At 73.2% G+C, this 17,999-nt stretch carries 17 protein-coding genes; 8 read left to right on the top strand and 9 right to left on the bottom strand.

Going from position 1 to position 17,999, the window contains the following annotated elements; translation table 11 throughout:
- Nucleotides 1–69 precede the first annotated feature (69 nt).
- Nucleotides 70–1,041, top strand: a complete 972-nt coding sequence (locus ACIA8R_RS20300; protein ID WP_397039713.1) for a glycosyltransferase family 2 protein — start codon at nt 70–72, stop codon at nt 1,039–1,041.
- Nucleotides 1,042–1,044: 3 nt separating this feature from the next.
- On the opposite strand, the gene ACIA8R_RS20295 is transcribed toward ACIA8R_RS20300, so the two are convergent.
- From ACIA8R_RS20295 to ACIA8R_RS20255, 9 genes are all read right to left on the bottom strand, one after another.
- Nucleotides 1,045–2,283, bottom strand: coding sequence for a glycosyltransferase family 4 protein (locus ACIA8R_RS20295; RefSeq protein WP_397039711.1), 1,239 nt, complete (start codon nt 2,281–2,283; stop codon nt 1,045–1,047).
- The gene (locus tag ACIA8R_RS20290) at nt 2,280–3,533 is read right to left on the bottom strand and encodes a lipopolysaccharide biosynthesis protein (RefSeq protein ID WP_397039710.1); all 1,254 of its coding nucleotides are present in this window, start codon (nt 3,531–3,533) and stop codon (nt 2,280–2,282) included. Before ACIA8R_RS20290 ends, ACIA8R_RS20295 begins: the two co-directional genes overlap by 4 nt.
- Nucleotides 3,521–4,267, bottom strand: coding sequence for an NTP transferase domain-containing protein (locus tag ACIA8R_RS20285; RefSeq protein ID WP_397039708.1), 747 nt, complete (start codon nt 4,265–4,267; stop codon nt 3,521–3,523). Before ACIA8R_RS20285 ends, ACIA8R_RS20290 begins: the two co-directional genes overlap by 13 nt.
- Entirely contained in the window at nt 4,264–4,899 is a 636-nt protein-coding gene (locus tag ACIA8R_RS20280; RefSeq protein ID WP_397039707.1) for an HAD family hydrolase, read from the bottom strand. The genes ACIA8R_RS20285 and ACIA8R_RS20280 overlap by 4 nt, the downstream gene beginning before the upstream one ends.
- 5 nt (nt 4,900–4,904) lie before the next feature.
- Nucleotides 4,905–6,068: a 2-phospho-L-lactate transferase CofD family protein gene (locus ACIA8R_RS20275; protein WP_397039705.1), complete on the bottom strand. Its 1,164-nt coding sequence runs from the start codon at nt 6,066–6,068 to the stop codon at nt 4,905–4,907.
- Nucleotides 6,065–6,853: a glycosyltransferase family 2 protein gene (locus ACIA8R_RS20270; protein WP_357705450.1), complete on the bottom strand. Its 789-nt coding sequence runs from the start codon at nt 6,851–6,853 to the stop codon at nt 6,065–6,067. Before ACIA8R_RS20270 ends, ACIA8R_RS20275 begins: the two co-directional genes overlap by 4 nt.
- Before the next feature lie 5 nt (nt 6,854–6,858).
- Nucleotides 6,859–7,542 carry a hypothetical protein gene (locus tag ACIA8R_RS20265; protein WP_397039704.1) on the bottom strand — a complete coding sequence of 228 codons (684 nt, stop codon included), beginning with the start codon at nt 7,540–7,542 and terminating at the stop codon, nt 6,859–6,861.
- 402 nt (nt 7,543–7,944) lie between these two features.
- Nucleotides 7,945–9,150, bottom strand: a complete 1,206-nt coding sequence (locus tag ACIA8R_RS20260) for a CoA transferase (RefSeq protein ID WP_397039702.1) — start codon at nt 9,148–9,150, stop codon at nt 7,945–7,947.
- Nucleotides 9,151–9,318: 168 nt separating this feature from the next.
- Entirely contained in the window at nt 9,319–9,495 is a 177-nt protein-coding gene (locus ACIA8R_RS20255) for a hypothetical protein (RefSeq protein WP_357705571.1), read from the bottom strand.
- Here ACIA8R_RS20255 and ACIA8R_RS20250 point away from each other — a divergent pair.
- From ACIA8R_RS20250 to ACIA8R_RS20220, 7 genes are all read left to right on the top strand, one after another.
- Entirely contained in the window at nt 9,415–10,194 is a 780-nt protein-coding gene (locus tag ACIA8R_RS20250; RefSeq protein WP_357705564.1) for an SAM-dependent methyltransferase, read from the top strand. The two genes, ACIA8R_RS20255 and ACIA8R_RS20250, sit on opposite strands and share 81 nt — an antisense overlap.
- Before the next feature lie 345 nt (nt 10,195–10,539).
- The gene (locus ACIA8R_RS20245) at nt 10,540–10,956 is read left to right on the top strand and encodes a MarR family transcriptional regulator (RefSeq protein ID WP_357705447.1); all 417 of its coding nucleotides are present in this window, start codon (nt 10,540–10,542) and stop codon (nt 10,954–10,956) included.
- 274 nt (nt 10,957–11,230) lie between these two features.
- Nucleotides 11,231–14,908, top strand: a complete 3,678-nt coding sequence (locus tag ACIA8R_RS20240) for a nitrate reductase subunit alpha (RefSeq protein WP_397039701.1) — start codon at nt 11,231–11,233, stop codon at nt 14,906–14,908.
- Nucleotides 14,908–16,488: a nitrate reductase subunit beta gene (gene narH / locus ACIA8R_RS20235; protein WP_397039699.1), complete on the top strand. Its 1,581-nt coding sequence runs from the start codon at nt 14,908–14,910 to the stop codon at nt 16,486–16,488. Before ACIA8R_RS20240 ends, narH begins: the two co-directional genes overlap by 1 nt.
- On the top strand, nt 16,485–17,099 hold the full coding sequence (gene narJ, locus ACIA8R_RS20230; protein WP_364098003.1) for a nitrate reductase molybdenum cofactor assembly chaperone: 615 nt from the start codon (nt 16,485–16,487) through the stop codon (nt 17,097–17,099). The genes narH and narJ overlap by 4 nt, the downstream gene beginning before the upstream one ends.
- Nucleotides 17,099–17,788 carry a respiratory nitrate reductase subunit gamma gene (gene narI / locus ACIA8R_RS20225; RefSeq protein ID WP_364098000.1) on the top strand — a complete coding sequence of 230 codons (690 nt, stop codon included), beginning with the start codon at nt 17,099–17,101 and terminating at the stop codon, nt 17,786–17,788. Before narJ ends, narI begins: the two co-directional genes overlap by 1 nt.
- Nucleotides 17,785–17,994 carry a hypothetical protein gene (locus ACIA8R_RS20220; RefSeq protein WP_397039697.1) on the top strand — a complete coding sequence of 70 codons (210 nt, stop codon included), beginning with the start codon at nt 17,785–17,787 and terminating at the stop codon, nt 17,992–17,994. The genes narI and ACIA8R_RS20220 overlap by 4 nt, the downstream gene beginning before the upstream one ends.
- The last annotated feature ends 5 nt before the right edge of the window (nt 17,995–17,999 follow it).

Here is a 17,999-nt window from a genome sequence, read left to right as displayed (position 1 = left end):
ACGGGGTCTCTGCGAGATCATGGAGGAGGGCCGCCGCGCGGCCGGGGAACTCGCCGAAGGGCAACGCTCGTGACGAGGATTTCGCTGATCGTGCCGTGCTACAACGCGGCCAGGACCCTGCGCCTGTGCCTGGAGTCGGTGCTGGCCCAGACCCGGCTGCCCGACGAGATCGTGGTCGTGGACGACGCCGGCTCCGACAGCTCGGCGGCCATCGCCGAGGAGCTGGGCTGCCGGGTCGTCCGCCTGCCGCGGAACCGCGGCGTGTCGGCGGCCAGGAACGCCGGCGTCGAGCACACGACCGGCGACGTGATCTTCTTCCTGGACAGCGACGTGGCGCTGCGGCCCGACGCGGTCGCCAACGCCGTCGCCGTCCTGGAGGCCGATCCGGGCGTCGGCTGCGTGCACGGCGTCTACGACACCGAGCCGCTCATCGACGACGGCCCGGTGGAGTGGTACCGGCTGCTGCACCAGGTCCACTGGCGGCGCCGGCACCTCGGCGAGGTCAACAGCGTCGTGTTCGCCCTGGCCGCCATCCGGCGCGAGGTGCTGACCGGGGCCGGACGGCTCGACGAGAGCCTGCGCGACTGCGAGGACGTCGAGTACAGCAGCCGCCTGGCCGTCCGCACCCGGATCGTGCTGACCGACACCGTGGTCGGCCGGCACGACGAGGGCCACCGGTTCCTGCCCGTGCTGTCGGAGCAGTGGCGGCGGGCGCTGCCGCTCATCCCGCTCGCGCTGGCCACGGCCAGGCGTGGCGCGGCCAAGCCGGAGAACGCCAACAGCCGCGCCGGCATCCTCGCCTGCGCGCTGGCGCTGGCCTGCCTGCCGCTCGGCCTGTTCGCGCCGGTGCTGTTCGCGGTGCCCGCCGTGCTGGTCGGGTGGTTCGTGGTGGCCGACCCGGAGCTGCTGCGGTTCGTCCACCGGCAGCGCGGCACCGCCTTCACCGCCTACTTCATGGCCGTGCACCTGGCCGTGCACGTGGTGCTGGTCACCGGGCTCGCCGTCGGCTCGCTGCGCGTCCTGCGGGGCAGCCCGGCCTGACGATCAGGAGGCGGGCGGCTTGAGAGCCGCCCGGTAGACCCCCGCCGTCGCCGCCGCCGCCCGTTCCCAGCTCAGGCCCTCCCGGACGAACCGCTCGCCGCGCTCGCCCAGCGACCGCCGCAGCCCCTCGTCCGACATGACCTCGATCACCCCGCGGGCGATGTCGGACGCCTCCGCGGCCCGCACGAACCGCACGGCGGGCCGTCCGGGCTCGTCCCCGAGGAAGATCCGGGAGAAGCCGTCGCCCAGGACGGTCGCCCGTCCCAGCGCCATCGCCTCGGTCGCCACCAGCCCGAACGGCTCGAACAACGAGGGGAACACGCACGCGTCGGCCAGCTCGTAGTACTCCAGCAACTCGCGGCCCGTGACGAAGCGGCCCGAGGTCAGCACCCGTCCCCGCAGCCCGGTCGCCTCCACGATGCGCCGGACGCCGGCCTCGTCGCCCTCCCCGACGATCAGCAGCCGCAGCCCCGGGACGGCGGCCGACGCCGCGCGCATCGCCTCCAGGAGCTGGTAGACGCCCTTCTGGCGTTCGATCCGGCCCACGAACAGCAGCACCCGGTCGCGCTCGGACAGGCCCAGCCGCTCCCGCAGCGCCGCCGCGCCCCTCCGCAGCGCGTCCCGGTCGAAGGCCGGATCGGCGACGACCCGCTCGTACGTCCCGCCGAGCGGCACCACGTCGATCGGCGTGTGCCGCCACCCGGCGGCGAGCAGCTGCGCGCGTACCTCCGGCGTGGCCACCACCACCCGCCGGGAGATCCGGGCCAGCCGGCGTTCCAGCGCCGCGAACAGGTTCAGCGGGTCGCGGATGGTGCGCTGCGCGGCCACGCCGTACTCGGTGGTGTGCACGTGCAGGACCACCGGCAGGCGCAGCAGGTAGTGGCAGAGCAGGCCGGCCAGGAAGTTCGTCGAGTCGTGCACGGCGACCAGGTCCGGACGCCCGCCGCGGCGCAGCCGCCGCACGTACCGCCAGTTGCTGGCCACGACCTGCGCCGTCAGCAGCAGGAACTCGGCCCGGCGGGTGCGGTTGAGCCGCCGCCCGCGGGTCCCGGGCAGCCGGACGCGCGGCCGGTGCACGGTGACGCCGTCCACCCGCTCGTCCACGGGCAGGCCGCCGACGTTGAGGGTGTGGACGGTCACCTCGTGGTCGCGGGCCAGGTACGGGGTGATCAGCTCGACGTACCGGCCGAGCCCCGCCGTGACGTTGGGCGGGAACTGGTTGACGACGCAGGCGATTCTCATGACAGGTCCTTGAGGTAGACCCGCGCGGCCGACACGGCCACGACGGCCAGCAGGAGAAGGTTGGCCAGCGCGAACCCGGCCAGGCCCCCGGCCAGCCCGTGCCACCGGATACACCAGGCCGGCACGGCCAGCGCCACCGGCGTGCCCGCGAGCAGGCAGCCGATCAGCACGCGGGCGCCGCGCACCCCGTCCATGGACAGCGCCACCGAGTACAGGTTGAACGCCGTGTGCGCCCCGATGCCCAGCGCCGACAGCGCCGTCAGCCCCGTCGAGTACGGGTACTCGCCGCCCATGAGCAGGAAGAACACCGTGCTCGCGGCGAAGGAGAAGACCGCCGTCACCCCCGCCACGGCCGGGACCAGCCGGGCGATCCGCCGCATCAGCACCGGTTTGTCGGCGGTGGCCATCCTGGGCAGCAGCACCAGCAGCACCCCGTCGGTGAACACCACGCCGAGCAGCCGCTTGGGGAAGCCGTTGTAGACCGAGTACACGCCGACGTCGGCCGGGGCCGCCCAGTGGTTGAGGAAGATCACGTCCACGCCGAACAGCAGGCCGGTCAGCGCGGCGACGGCCGTCACGTACGCGCCGTGCCGGTAGAGCGAGCGGGCCAGCCGCGCCGAGAACGCCCGCGGGCGCACCCCCGCCCCCGCCGTCGCCACCACCGCGAACGCCGCGTTCGTCACGATCAGCGCGACCAGGTACGGCTCGGCGTCCCTGATCCCCAGCACCAGCAGGCAGAAGCAGGCCGCGCCCAGGTAGGCGACCGCGACCGCCAGCTTGAGCCGGGCCACCAGCGCGAACCTGCCCAGCCCCCGCAGGAAGCCGTCCGCGAGCTGGTTGACCGTCATCGACACCGCCAGCGCCAGCCCGTAGGCCAGCGTCGGGACGTCCACGTTCAGCGCCGACGTCAGCAGGGGAGAGGCCGCCAGGCCCAGCGCGGCCAGCCCGGCGCTCACCGCCAGCGTCGCGGCCAGCGCCGTGGTGACCAGTGCCGGACGCTCGCCCGGCGCGGTCCTCGGCAGCTCCTGGAGCATGACGTAGTGCAGGCTCGTCAGCATGGCCACGGTGACGATCAGCGCGATCGACAGCACCACCGTGAAGTGCCCGAACGCGCTCGCCCCCGCCCCGCGCGCGACGACCAGCGTGGTGGCCGCCGCGATGCCGCTGGCCGCCGTGCTCACCAGCGTCGGCCCGGCCGCCCACCGGTGGCCCCGGACGAGGCCCGCCGCGCGCCCTCTCAGCCCGAGCACCGCGCGTACGCCCGCCGGGCGAACTCCAGGTCGTCGGCCGTGTTGACGCCGCGCGCCTCGGCCGGGTCGTCCACCGGCACGACCGTCACCGGCCAGCCCTCGGCCCGCGACAGATGCGTCAGGAACGGGAGGAAGTTCACCTCGCCGGTGGCCGCGCCGCGCGCCGCGCCCGCCGCGTACCGCTCCCACGCCTCCCGCAGGCCCGCGGTGGCCAGGCAGAACACGCCGATGTCGCTGAGCCCGCCCGGACGGCACTCCTCGCCCTCGCGCGACTGCCGCACCCGGACGAGCTCCCCGCCGGCCAGCTCGTACTCCACGTAGGGGTCGTCCATCGGCACCAGCGGCAGGGTCAGCCCCTCGCCCGGATGGGCGGCGACGACCCGGCGCACGGTCCGCGCCGACAGGTTCGCCTGGTCGCCCCAGACCACGAGGATCGTCTCGTACCCGGCCCAGTGGCCGGCCGCGCCGAAGATCGCCTCGCCCATCCCGGTCGGCCGCTCCTGCACGCTCACCGACACCCCGGGCGTCCCCGCCACCAGCTCGCCGAACGGGCCCGCGCCCGCCGGGGACACCACGACGTGCACGTGCCCGGCCGGCGGGCGCAGCCGCCGGTGCAGCACGTCCCACACGGTGACGCCGTCGGCCAGGCCGATCATGATCTTCGGCAGGTCGTGGCCGAGCCGCGTCCCGCGCCCCGCGGCCGGGATCACCGCGCACAGCCGCCGTTCACTCACCTCGCCGACCACCTCTCCAGCAGGGACACGATGTGATCCAGGTCCGGCGCCGCGACCGCGCCGGGCGCGGCCTCGGCGGTGTGCACGTGCAGCGTCGCCAGGCCCGCGCCGACGGCCGAGGCCACGCCGTGCGCGGAGTCCTCCAGCGCGACGGCCGCGGCCGGACGCACCCCCCAGCGGCGGCAGGCCGCACGGTAGAACCCCGGGTCGGGCTTGCTCACCGGCACGTCGTCGGCGGTCAGCACGTCGCGCACCGGCAGTGGGCACGCGGACAGCACCCGCTCCACCGAGGCCCGGCTGCCGCCGGTGACCAGGTAGGCCGCCCGGCCGGCCGCGCCCAGCGCGTCCAGCAGGCGGTGCGCGCCCGGGAACGGCCGGACCAGGCCCGCCTCGACGTAGGCGCGGTAGAGCCGCTGCTTGTGCCGCGCCAGCCGGGCGGCCGCCGCCGGGCCGCCGGTCAGCCGGGCGGCCACCGCGGCGGTGCTCGCGCCCGCGTGGTCGGCGTAGCGGAAGGTCTCCAGCGCGGCGGGCGCGTGCTCGGCCAGGGCGTGGCGGAAGGCGGCCTCGTGCGCGGGGGCGGAGTCCACCAGCGTGCCGTCGAGGTCGCACAGCCAGACCGTCCAGGGAAGCATCCGGCTCACCCGGCCCGCGCCAGCGACGCCTCGCCGAGCACCGCGAGCAGCGCCTCGGCCGTACGCGGGCCGCGGTGGGCGCCGGGCCTGGCCGGGTCCTCCAGGTCGGCGCTGATCCAGCGCGCCCCCGCCCACGAGCCCCGGTCCAGCACGCAGGCCGGCACGGCGGGCCCGGCCGTGCCCCGGCCGCTCAGCACATGCGTGATCGTGGCCCGCTCGTTGCCCGGGTCACCCAGGTAGGCCAGCGTGCGATCCACCAGGTCGGTGGCCGTCAGCCCCTGGACGTCGTGGTCGCCGCCGACGTTCACGACGAACACCCGGGCCGCGGCCCGACTCCCGGACACGGCCTCGGCCAGGCCCGGGGTCAGGTAGCTGGGCAGCAGCGAGGAGTGGGGGGTGCCGGGGCCGAACACGACGAGGTCGGCCTCGGCCAGGGCCCGCAGCGCCTCGGGGTTGGGCGTGACGTCCGCGGACCGGCGGGCCAGCAGCTCGCGCACCCGCTCGGCGGGACGGCCCGCCAGCGCGGCGCGGTCGGCGGCGGTCAGCGGCTCGCGCAGCAGGAACAGCCCGGTGATGGCCCCGGCGTCCTGCGGCGCGACGATGTCGGCCTCGTCGGCCAGCACCCGGCCGTCCTGCTTGAGCGCGACGAGGAAGGCGTTCTCGCCGCCGGTCACGTTCAGCAGCCGCACCGGCGAGCCGAACGTGCGCGCGCACGCCATTACCGCCGCGTTGAAGTCCTCGCCCAGCCGCAGGTACGCCCCGGCGAACACGAGGTTGCCCAGCGCGCAGTCGGCCAGGTCGAGCCCGCCGGGCCGGGCGGCCAGGCGTTCGGCGACCACCCGCAGGTCCCGTGCCGCCCCCGCGAGGCCCGCCGCGGCGATGTCGTCGGTCAGCGCGTCCAGGGCGGCCAGGGTGGTGCCAGGAGGGAGCCGGCGTTCCAGCAGCGTGTGGCGCGGGTCGCCGGGGTCGAGGTGCAGCAGGAGGTTCTTGCGGAAGTCCGACGGGCCCAGCATGCCCGGCAGCCAGCGGCGCAGCGCGCCCGTGGACAGCCCGTTGTCGTACCCGTTCACCAGCAGGGACAGGCTCGTCCCGGAGGTGCGCAGCAGCGCGCGGGCGATGCCGGCCGCGCCGCGCCCGCCGCCGAACAGGGCCACCGACACCGGGCTCATCGCACCTCCTCCAGCGAGGAGCGGCCCAGCGGGAACGGCGCGAGCGGCGCCCGCAGCACGCCCCGGCGCAGCAGCCAGCGTCGCAGCCCGAGATAGCCGACGAACAACGCCCGGTCGCGCGCGCCGCGCCAGAACCGCCAGCCCCGGCTGCCGCCGCCGCGCTCGCGGTGCTCGATCGGCAGCTCCTCCCACGCGTGCCCCAGCTCGGCGACGCGGGCGGTGATCTCGGTCGAGCAGTTCATGCCCGCCGACTCCAGCGGCAGCGCCCTGAACAGCGGGCCGCGCACCACCTTGAAGATCGAGTTGAAGTCGCGGTAGCGGGTGTGGTGCAGCAGGTTGCTGACCGCGCCGCTGGCCGCCGACCCCCACCGGTACGGCAGGCTGTCGGCCTTCCTGACCCGCGCGCCCGAGAAGGCGGGCCCGCCGCCGTCCCGGATGCGTTCCAGGAACGCGTCGAGGTTGGCGATCGGGAACTGGCCGTCGGAGTCGAGCAGCACCACCCAGTCCAGCCGGGTGCGCGCCACGGCCGCGGCGATGGCGGCCCCGGCCCCCCGATTGCGCCCGAAGGTGACGACGACGAGCTGCGGGCAGCCCTCCCGCAGCTCCCGCAGGATCTGCCCGGTCGCGTCGGAGCTGCCGTCGTCGCACACGACGATCTCCCACGCGCCCACCCCCGGGTGGCGCTCCAGGTACTCCCGCCATTCCGTCACCGCCGCCGCGATGTTGTCCGCCTCGTTGTACGCGGGTGCCGCCACGGAGACGTCGACGGCCGGCCTGTTCGGCAAGGGGGTCACCTCCTCGGGGTGGCGTCCGTGCCGGCGCCGGCCCCGGTCAGGCGTGCGATCCAGCGATCCAGCGGAAGCAGGTTGATCCCGGCGATCACCGGGACGTGCGCCAGCGTGAACACGATCGCCCCCCAGAACGGGATCGGCCCGCCGGTGAACAGGTTGATGTGCGGGGCGTCGATCCGGTCGGGGAGCTCGACCGGGTTGACCACCTGCCACATCACGTCGAGGAAGCCGGAGAACACGATCAGCACCCCGGTGGCCATGATCTTCAGGCACCGGCCCGGCGAGCCGCCCCCGATCCGGTACGCGGCGGCGACCGTCAGCACGATCCCCGGGTAGAGCAGCAGGTACAGGTGCGTGTAGAAGTTGTCGCCCTGGGCCCGCGCGCCGTCGCCGTAGTAGAACCAGCTGATCCTCGGGATGAGGTAGCCGGTCAGGAACACGAACGGCACGTACAGCAGCCAGTGCAGGCGCGGCGACACCCAGGGGAAGAACGCGATCGCGCAGCACAGGCAGGCGAAGGCGAGCAGCTTGGCGGCGAGCTGCCAGGCCGCGTCGATCTCGCGGGCGTGCGGGGTGGCCAGCCAGACGAAGGCGAAGCCGGCCGCGCCGACGGCCAGGGCGATCCACCAGATGTGGGCGGCCCAGGGGCGCGGGGCGTCGAGCAGGGGGTCGGGATGGTTCACTACCGGTCCTCGTGGGCTCATCGAAGGGTCACGGGAGCGCTCCCAACGCAGTATGTCACCTGTCCCCGTGACGGCCACCGCAATATCAGATAACGGACGCACCGGAACTTGCGGACCGGCTGACTGGTTGTAGTGCGTGCCTGAAAGACCAGCTCAGCGCCCATATGTGGGTGGTGGAACGATTCACGGCCGGAGTGACCACAAAGGGCCTGCCTGCGATGTCAAGGCCCGGCGTCGGAATCGCCTGAACGAGGTTCCGTCCGGCTCCTTTTGTGTGAAACTTGAACTGTATTCGGAAAGCAGCAGTTCAGAGGACTGTTCAGGGCTGTGGGAGCGCTCCCGCGACTTGTCATCTTTCGGGCCCGTAATTCGGTTTTCGGGCCTGTTGAAACGGCCGAAGGGTCAGGCGACCACGCCCCGCGCGCGCAGTTCCGCCACCTCCGACGCCGACATCGACAGCAGCTCGCCCAGCACCTCGTCGGTGTGCTCGCCCAGCTCGGGAGCGGGCGACGGCGGGACCTGGCGGCCGTCCACGAGAAGGGGGCCGCCGGGGGCCAGGTGGGGGCCGACGCCCGGCTGGTCGAGCGGGGACATCAACGGCTCGGCCCGCAACGCCGCCGCCCCGCCCGCGGCCAGCTCCTCCAACGTCCGGTACCGCGACCACAACACCGACGTGCCCGTCAGCGCCTCCTCGGCCTCGGCCGCCGTCCGCGCGGCGAACCACGGCGCGAGCAGCCCGCCCAGCGCCTCCCGGTGGGCGTACCGGTCGGACTCGGAGCCGAAGTCGGCGGGCAGCGCCTCCTCCAGCGCCGACACCACGCGTCCCAGCCCGGTCGCGGCGACCAGGTCGCGCCAGTGGCGTCCGGTGAGGACCAGGACCATGAGCCGCCGCCCGTCGGCGGTGACGAAGTCGCGGCCGAAGTCACCGTAGAGGTCGTTGCCGATGCGTGGGCGGCCGGCGCCGCGGAGCTGGGCCTCGGCCAGGAGGCCCAGGTTGCCCATGGTCGCCAGGGCGACGTCGTGCAGGGCCACGTCGATGCGGCGTCCCCGGCCGGTCGCGGCCCGCCGGCGGTCGGCCGCGAGCAGGCCCACGGCCAGGTAGAGGCCGCAGGCGACGTCCCAGGCGGGCAGCACGTGGTTGACCGGGCCGTCGTGGTGGGCGGGACCCGTCATGTACGGCAGGCCGAGCCCGGCGTTGACCGTGTAGTCCACGGCGGGACGGCCGTCGCGGTGGCCGAGCAGCCGCGCGTACACCAGGTCGGGGCGGCGCGCGGCCAGCTCCTCGTACGACAGCCCGGCCCGCGGCGGCGCGTTGGTGAGCACCGTGCCCGCCGCGACGGCCAGGTCGGCGACCAGCTCCCGCCCGCGGTCCGAACGCAGGTCCACGGTGACCGAGCGCTTGCCCTTGTTCAGGCCCGCCCAGTAGAGGCTGCGGCCGGAGGGCGCGAGCGGCCAGCGCCGCGCGTCGGGCCCGCCGCCGACCGGATCGACGCGGACGACCTCCGCCCCGAGCTGGGCCAGCGTCATCCCGCCGAGCGGCGCGGCGACGAAGCTGGACAACTCGACGATCCGCATCCCGGCCAGCGGCGCTGCATGATCCTCCGGCACGGCCACCTCCACCTCGACCCCGCCGATCCTACGCGCGGACGCCGTCCAAATGATCTCGCCGGAAGTTCTGGTAACAAACATTTCCCGAAATAACCGGTCTGCCCCATTGTCATTAACTGGAATTGTTGGAACATATGGTCTGAGTCACGAGTGAAGTCCAAAGATCGCCTACCGCAAGAAGGTGGCGGCGAGGGGAAAGGGGCAACGCTCATGCGCCAGCGTGCTGTCCGTAATTTGGCCAGGCTTGGCACGGCGCACGCCAGGATCACCCGGATCCTGGATGCCGCCGCCGGTGGGAAGAACAACTTCCTCGCCGACAGAGACCTGGTTCGGCATTTCGATCAAGTGACTCCTGTCGCCACCACCGCGGCCCGTGCTGTCCTTGAATACCTGTCGCGGGTGATCCGTCATTTGGCCGCTGTCGAAGGCGTGGACCAGTTCATGATCGTGGGAAGCGGGGTGCCGAACGGCCCGTCGGCCGGCAGTCGCTTGCACGACGTGGCCCGCCTGACCTCCGCCGGCCCGGACGTCCGCGTGGTGTACGTCGAGAGCGACCCGATGGCCCTGACGCTGGCCCAGGCCACCATCGAGCCCTTCTGCGACCTGGTGCGCGTGGTCGACGGTGACGTGCGGGAGATGGACGAGATGCTCGGCGACCCGGTGGTGCAGACGTTCCTCGACTGGGACAGGCCGATCGCGGTGCTGCTGCTGTCGGCCCACAGCCTGGACGACGAGTGCGCCCGTACCGTCATCAAGCGCCTGCGGCACGCCGCCCCCGAGGGCAGCTTCCTCGGCCTGCTGCACATCACCTTCGACGGCGTGCCCGGGGAGCTGGCCCCGGCCGTGCGGGGCATGCTCGCCATGACGTTGCCCGGCCTGACCGTGCGCACCCGGGACGAGGTCGCGGACCTGCTGGACGGTCTCGACCTGCTGGAGCCCGGCCTGGTCTGGGTCCCCGAGTGGCGTCCGGACGGGGACGAGCCCACCTGCGCCGACGCGCCCGGCTCGTCCGGCAACTACGGAGCCGTGGCCCGCATCCCCTGACCCTCCATGTGCGACCTCCGCTCCCCGTCCTCCCGCGTGTCCCGTGTGACAGGCGGGGCCGACCGGTGTCACTGAGGCTTGAGGGGCCATCCGCAATTCATCACCATTTGAAAACCTCCGGGGAAAACCTCTGTAATGGGTAGTGAACACCGTCGCTCAGCCGGGCGGGCGGTGTCGTCCACGCTCGTACCGGTCGGGAGTGCGTCACGGGCCGGCCGCTGCTAGGAATTTCCTTTTCCGGTCGTCGGCGCAGTGATGAACAGGTGGCCCGTTATGTGGAAAAATGTCGGACGAGCGGCTTCGGCTTTCCCGGGCCGCTCCACGACACCGCGTGAAGGTGCGGTCATGGACGACTCGGCCTGGCACATCGAGGAGGCGTCCCTGGTGCTGGTGGAGGCGACGCTCGACGCCATGGCCGCGCTGGGCGACCTGTCGGTGCCCCGCCTGCGGGTGTTGCTGGCGGTCGACCGGCACGGCCCGATGAACCTCCGCTCCCTGGCCGAACGCCTGGACATGTCGTTGTCGGCGGCCGGCCGGGTCGTCGACCGCCTGGACACCGCCGGCCTGCTGAGCAGGGCCCCGGCCGCCCACAGCCGCCGGGAGATCCGCATCAGCGCGACCCCGGCCGGCCGGGAGGTGCTGGAGCGGTTGCGCGCCGCGCGGCGGCAGCGCATCGGCCAGGCGCTGGAGAAGCTGGCCCCGGACGACCGTACGACGCTCGTCCACGTGCTACGGCGGCTGACCGAGGCGGCCGACTCCTGAACGCCTGATCCGCCGACATTTCCCCTTTATCGCGTTATTTCGGTCGATAGACCTAATGGTGTTTTCGGGGGCGGCGAAACGTTCTCGGGGAACTAACACATTCCATATGGACACTGTCGCATGCTAGAAACAGTCGTCTGACTGCACGCATCACTTTCAGTCGATTCGCCGGTTTCCGGGGTTACGGGAAGCGCCGTCCCCGCCGCACCGGCGCGGATACCCACAGCGTCATCTCCACGTAAGGGGGTCATGTGTCGTGCCTGGCGGAATACACATGCATCTGACACGAGCCGAACGCGCCGCCGACACGGCGGCCGCGCGATTGCTGGCGGCGGGCACCCAGTTGCTGCGCGCCGACACCACGCCCGACCGGCGGGCGGTGTTCCGCGGCGAGGACAAGGTCAACGACTCCCCGTACCGGCGCCGATGGGCGCACGACAAGGTGGTGCGCTCCACCCACGGGGTCAACTGCACCGGCTCGTGCTCCTGGAAGGTCTACGTCAAGGACGGCCTGATCACCTGGGAGACCCAGCAGACCGACTACCCCAGCGTCGGCCCCGACCGCCCCGAGTACGAACCGCGCGGCTGCCCCCGCGGCGCCGCCTTCTCCTGGTACACCTACTCGCCCACCCGGGTGCGCTACCCGCACGCCCGCGGCGTCCTGGTCGAGCTGTACCGCGAGGCCAGGGCGCGCCTGGGCGACCCGGTCGCGGCCTGGGCCGAGATCACCACCGATCCCCGCAAACGACACCGGTACCAGTCGGCCCGCGGCCAGGGCGGCCTGGTCAGGATCGAATGGGACGAGGCGCTGGAGATCGCGGCGGCGGCCCACGTCCACACGCTCATGACGTACGGGCCCGACCGGGTCGCCGGGTTCTCGCCGATCCCGGCCATGTCGATGGCCTCGCACGCGGTGGGCGCCCGGTTCATGTCGCTGATCGGCGCGCCGATGTTGTCCTTCTACGACTGGTACGCCGACCTGCCCGTCGCCTCACCGCAGGTGTTCGGCGACCAGACCGACGTGCCGGAGTCGGGCGACTGGTGGGACGCGGCCTACCTCATGCTGTGGGGGTCCAACGTCCCGGTCACCCGCACCCCCGACGCCCACTGGGTCACCGAGGCCCGCTACCGGGGCCAGAAGGTGATCGTGGTCTCGCCCGACTACTCCGACGCCACCAAGTTCGCCGACGAGTGGCTGCACCCGCATCCCGGCACCGACGGCGCGCTCGCCGTCGCGATGGGGCACGTCATCCTGCGCGAGTTCTTCGCCGACCGGCAGACCCCGCACTTCACCGGCTACGTCAGGCGCTTCACCGACCTGCCCTTCCTGGTGGGCCTGGAGGAGCACGACGACGGCGGGCTGCGTCCGGGCAAGTTCCTGACCTCGGCCGACCTGGGCGGACAGGAAGAGGAGGACCGGTGGCGGCCGATGATCCTCGACGCCGCCTCCGGCCGCCCGGTCGCGCCCAACGGCACGCTCGGCGACCGCTGGAGCGCCGAGCAGGGACGCTGGAACCTCGACCTGGGCGACCTCGACCCGCTGCTCACCCTGCACGTGCCCGGCTGCGACAGCGCCGAGGTGGTCCTGCCGCGCTTCGACGAGCCCGGGGTCGTCCGCAGGGGCGTGCCGGTCCGGCGCGTCGGCGACCGGCTCGTCACCACCGTCTTCGACCTGCTCATGGCCCAGTACGGCGTCGCCCGCCCCGGCCTGCCGGGCCACTGGCCCACCGGCTACGACGACCCCGACGCCCCCGGCACCCCCGCCTGGCAGGAGCGCATCACCTCCACCCCGGCCGCGCAGGCGATCAGGATCGCCAGGGAGTTCGCCGCCACCGCCGAACGCACCGACGGCCGGGCGATGATCGTGATGGGCGCGGGCACCAACCACTGGTTCCACTCCGACACCATCTACCGCTCCTTCCTGACGCTGCTGCTGCTCACCGGCTGCCAGGGCGTCAATGGCGGCGGCTGGGCCCATTACGTGGGGCAGGAGAAGGTCCGGCCGCTGGCGGGCTGGCAGCAGCTGTCCACCGCGGCCGACTGGGTGCGCCCCTCCCGCCAGATGGCCGGCACGCCGTACTGGTACGTCCACACCGGCCAATGGCGCTACGAACGGTTCTCGGCGGGAACGTTGTCCAGCCCGGCCGGGCCCCGCCGGTTCGCCGGGCGGCACACCGCCGACCTGGTGGCGCAGTCGGCCCGGCTGGGCTGGATGCCGAGCTACCCCACCTTCGCGGCCAACCCCCTCGACCTGGGCCGCCGCATCCACGACGGCGGCGAGGACCCGGCCCGCTGGATCGCCGGCGAGGTCGGGGCCGGACGGCTGGCGTTCGCCTGCGAGGACCCCGACGCGCCGGAGAACTGGCCGCGGGTGCTCACCGTCTGGCGGGCCAACCTGATCGGCTCCTCGGCCAAGGGCAACGAGTACTTCCTGCGCCACCTGCTGGGCGCGCCCGACAACGCCACCGCCGAGGAGGCGCCGCCGCGCGACCGTCCCCGGGAGGTCACCTGGCGGGAGGGGCCGCGCGGCAAGCTCGACCTGCTGCTCGCCCTCGACTTCCGGATGACCTCCACGACGCTCTTCGCCGACCTGGTGCTGCCCGCCGCCACCTGGTACGAGAAGCACGACCTGTCCAGCACCGACCTGCACCCGTTCGTGCACGCCTTCACCCCGGCGATCAACCCGCCGTGGCAGGCCCGCACCGACTTCGACATCTTCCACTCCCTGGCCCGCAAGCTGAGCGAGCTGGCCGCCGGCCGCCTCGACGTCGCCCACGACCTGGTGAGCACCGCCCTCCAGCACGACACGCCCGGCGAGATCGCCCAGCCCGGCGGCGGCGTCCCCGACTGGCGGGGGAGCGGCGTCGCGCCCGTACCCGGCCGCACCATGCCCACCGTGACGCTGGTCGAGCGGGACTACACCGCGATCGCCGACAAGCTGGCCGCCTTCGGCCCGCTGGCCGAGCGTCAGGGCATGACCGTCAAGGGCGTCACCGTGCGGCCCGTCCCCGAGTCGGCCTGGCTCGCCGCGCGCTGCGGCACGGCCGCCGGAGGTCCGGCCGAGGGCCGTCCGCTGCTGGACAGCGACGTCAAGCTGTGCGAGGCGGTGCTGGCGCTGTCGGGCACCACCAACGGCAGGATCGCCGCCGAGGGCTTCGACCGGCTCGCCGAACGCTGCGGCCCCGGCTCGGGGCTGTCGGAGCTGGGCGCGTCGGTCGCCGGGCACCGCACGGTGTTCTCCGACACCCAGGTCCGGCCGGTGCCCGCCGGGGCCAGCTTCGAGTGGTCGGGCGCGGAGGGGCACGACCGCCGGTACGCGCCGTTCACCATCAACACCGAGCACCGCAAGCCCTGGCACACGCTCACCGGCCGCCAGCACTTCTACCTCGACCACGACTGGATGGCCGAGCTGGGCGAGCAGCTCCCCGTCTACCGGCCGCCGCTGGACCTCGACGCGCTGGGCGAGAGCCTGCCCGCCGCGCCCGACGGCGGCAAGGCGGTGAACGTCCGCTACCTCACGCCGCACTCCAAATGGTCGATCCACTCCGAGTACCAGGAGAACCTGCTCATGCAGACCCTGGCCAGAGGCGGCCCGGTCATCTGGATCAGCGTCGAGGACGCCGCCGCCATCGGCGTGGCCGACAACGACTGGATCGAGGCGCTCAACGTCAACGGCGTCGTGGTGGCCCGCGCCGTCGTCTCCCACCGCATGCCGGCCGGCACCGTGTTCATGTACCACGTCCAGGAACGCCTGGTGAACGTGCCCAAGTCGCAGGCCACCGGCCGGCGCGGCGGCGTGCACAACGCGCTCACCAAGCTCCTGGTCAAGCCGACCCACCTGATCGGCGGGTACGGCCAGCTCTCCTTCGCCCCCAACTACTACGGCCCCACCGGCAACCAGCGCGACGCGGTGACCGTCATCCGCCGCAGGGATCAGGAGGTGCGTTACTGATGCGACCTATGGCCCAGATCGCCATGGTGATGAACCTGGACAAGTGCATCGGCTGCCACACCTGCTCGGTGACCTGCAAGCAGACGTGGACCAACCGGCCGGGCACCGAGTACGTCTGGTTCAACAACGTCGAGACCCGCCCCGGCCAGGGCTATCCCCGGGGCTGGCAGGACCAGGACCGGTGGCGCGGCGGCTGGCGGCTGCGCCACGGCCGCCTGGTGCCCCGCGCCGGCGGCCGGCTGCGCCGCCTGACCACGCTCTTCGCCAACCCCGACTTCCCCGGCCTCGACGACTACTACGAGCCGTGGACCTACGACTACGACAACCTCATCAGCGCGCCGCTCGGCGACGACGTGCCGACCGCGCCGCCCCGCTCGCTGATCGACGGACGGCCCACCGCCGTCACCTGGGGCCCGAACTGGGACGACGACCTGGGCGGCGGCCCGGAGCAGCTCGCCGCCGACGTCGTCCTGCGCAAGGTGAGCGACACCGTGCGCCTGGACTACGAGCGGGCGTTCATGTTCCACCTGCCGCGCATCTGCGAGCACTGCCTCAACCCCTCCTGCGTGGCCGCCTGCCCGTCGGGGGCGATGTACAAGCGCATGGAGGACGGCATCGTCCTGGTCGACCAGGACCGGTGCCGGGGGTGGCGGATGTGTGTGTCCGGCTGCCCGTACAAGAAGGTGTACTTCAACCACCAGACCGGCAAGGCCGAGAAGTGCACGTTCTGCTACCCGCGCATCGAGGCGGGTGAGCCGACGGTCTGCTCCGAGACGTGCGTCGGCCGCCTGCGCTACCTCGGGGTCATGCTCTACGACGCCGACCGCGTCGGGGAGGCCGCGGCCGTGCCCGAGGAACGTGACCTGTACCAGGCGCAGCTCGACTGCTTCCTCGACCCCGCCGACCCCGGGGTGGCCGCCGCCGCCGAGGCGGCGGGCATCCCGCACGACTGGCTGGAGGCCGCCCGCCGCTCGCCCGTGCGCCGGCTCATCACCGAGTTCCGGATCGCGCTGCCCCTGCACCCGGAGTACCGCACGATGCCCATGGTCTGGTACGTCCCGCCGCTGTCGCCCATCGTCGACGCGCTGGCCGAGACCGGCCACGACGGCGAGGACGCGGGCAACCTGTTCGGCGCCATCGGCTCGCTGCGCATCCCGGTCGGCTACCTGGCCGAGCTGTTCACCGCGGGCGACCCGGCCCCGGTGGAGGCCGCGCTGTGCCGCCTGGCCGCCATGCGCTCCCACATGCGGGCCCGCAACCTCGGCGACGAGCCGGACCCCGGCATCGCCGCCGGGACCGGCCTGGAGGCCGCCGACCTGGAACGCATGTACCGCCTGCTCGCCCTCGCCAAGTACGACGAGCGGTACGTCATCCCCACCGCCTACGTCACCTCCGACCACGCCGGGGAGGCGGGATGCAGCCTGGACGCCCCCGGCGGCCCCGGCATGCTCGCCGAGGGCTTCCACAGCCCGCCGGTCACCAAGGACGAACGGCTGCGCGGCCGGGTCAACCTCCTCAACTGGGACGGCAAGGGCACACCCGACGGCCTGTTCCCGTCCAAAGGCGAGGCGGGCGAGTGAACCGGTACGAGTCCCGCCTGATCCACCAGGCCGCCTCCCTCCTGCTGAGCTACCCGGGGGACGACTGGGCCGCCCGCCTCGACCTGGTGCGCACCGCGCTGGACACGGGGGGCGGCGCCGCCACCGAGCGCCTGCGCGGCTTCTGCGCCGAGGCCGCGGCCCAGCCCGCGCTCGACGCCGGCGCCGCGTACGTGGCCACCTTCGACCGCAGCGGCCGCCGCACGCTCCACATGACCTACTACGGCGACGGCGACACCCGCAGGCGCGGCGAGTCCCTCCTGGAGCTCAAGACGCTCTACCGCGACCACGGCTGGCAGCCCGGCGCCGGGGAGCTGCCCGACTTCCTGCCGGTGATGCTGGAGTTCGCCGCCCGCGTGCCCGGCCCCGGCGGCCGGCTGCTGCGCGACCACCGGCCCGGCCTCGACCTGCTGCGCACCGGCCTGACCGCGCGCCGCAGCCACTACGCCGCCGTCGTGGAGGCCGTGCTGATGACGTTGCCCCGCGCCACGTCCGCCGACCGCCGGACCGTGCGGGAGCGGGTGGCGCTCGGCCCGCCCGCCGAGCGGGTCGGCCGTACCGTTCTGCCCGAGGTTCCCGGAGGGGTCCGCTGATGAGACATCTGGAGATCGCCCTGTGGGGCGTGCTGCCGTACGTCGTCCTGGTGCTGTTCGCGGCCGGTGTGGCCTGGCGTCACCGCTACGACCGGTTCGGGCTGACCACCCGTTCCAGCCAGCTCCACGAGAGCCGCCTGCTGCGGGTGGGCGGGCCGCTGTTCCACTTCGGGCTGCTGTTCGTGATCGCCGGTCACCTGGTCGGCCTGCTCGTCCCCGAGCGGTTCACCGAGGCCGTGCACGTGACCGAGCCCATGTACCGGCTCAACGCCCTGGTCGTCGGCGGGCTGGCCGGGCTGGCCACCGTGGCCGGGCTCGGTGTGCTGCTGTGGCGGCGGCTGCGCGTGCGGGCCGTGCGGCGGGCGTCCGGGCGCTCCGACCGCGTCCTGTACCCGGTGCTGGCCACCGTGCTGCTCGCCGGGCTGATCGCCACCCTGCTCGGGCCGTACGGCCACTACGACTACCGGCTCGGCGTGTCGGTGTGGTTCCGCAGCCTGCTCGAACTGGAGCCGGACGTGGACGCCATGGCGTCGGCGCCGTTCGTCTTCCAGGCGCACACGCTGCTCGGGCTGGCGCTGTTCGCGCTGTGGCCGTTCAGCCGCCTGGTGCACGCCTTCGCCGCCCCCGTCGCGTACCTGGCCAGGCCGTACATCGTCTACCGCTCGCGCGGTGGCGCCCTGCCCCGATGAGCGCCGAAGCCGCCGCGACCCCGCTGATCGTGGCGCTGGGCTTCCTGCGCACCCCGCTGAACCTGGCCGTCCTGCTGACCGCCGTGGTGCTCACGACCCTCGTCCTGCTCGCGCTGGGACGGCTGCGCGCCTCCCCCGCGGTAACTTCACAGAAGAAGTTACTTCTTGGAGGATTTATCTTCTCCAGGAGGGAGAACAGGAAGTGAGGATC

This window comes from Nonomuraea sp. NPDC051191 (genome assembly GCF_044455665.1).
Lineage (GTDB): Bacteria > Actinomycetota > Actinomycetes > Streptosporangiales > Streptosporangiaceae > Nonomuraea.
This window is presented reverse-complemented; position numbering and strand designations above follow the sequence as displayed.

Excerpts from the sequence above, each read along its gene's own strand:
- ACIA8R_RS20245 (WP_357705447.1), top strand. The coding sequence starts at position 10,540 with ATGGACGACTCGGCCTGGCACATCGAGGAGGCGTCCCTGGTGCTGGTG.
- narI (WP_364098000.1), top strand. The coding sequence starts at position 17,099 with ATGAGACATCTGGAGATCGCCCTGTGGGGCGTGCTGCCGTACGTCGTC.
- narH (WP_397039699.1), top strand. The coding sequence starts at position 14,908 with ATGCGACCTATGGCCCAGATCGCCATGGTGATGAACCTGGACAAGTGC.
- ACIA8R_RS20295 (WP_397039711.1), bottom strand. The coding sequence starts at position 2,283 with ATGAGAATCGCCTGCGTCGTCAACCAGTTCCCGCCCAACGTCACGGCG.
- ACIA8R_RS20220 (WP_397039697.1), top strand. The coding sequence starts at position 17,785 with ATGAGCGCCGAAGCCGCCGCGACCCCGCTGATCGTGGCGCTGGGCTTC.
- ACIA8R_RS20240 (WP_397039701.1), top strand. The coding sequence starts at position 11,231 with ATGCATCTGACACGAGCCGAACGCGCCGCCGACACGGCGGCCGCGCGA.
- ACIA8R_RS20280 (WP_397039707.1), bottom strand. The coding sequence starts at position 4,899 with ATGCTTCCCTGGACGGTCTGGCTGTGCGACCTCGACGGCACGCTGGTG.
- ACIA8R_RS20275 (WP_397039705.1), bottom strand. The coding sequence starts at position 6,068 with ATGAGCCCGGTGTCGGTGGCCCTGTTCGGCGGCGGGCGCGGCGCGGCC.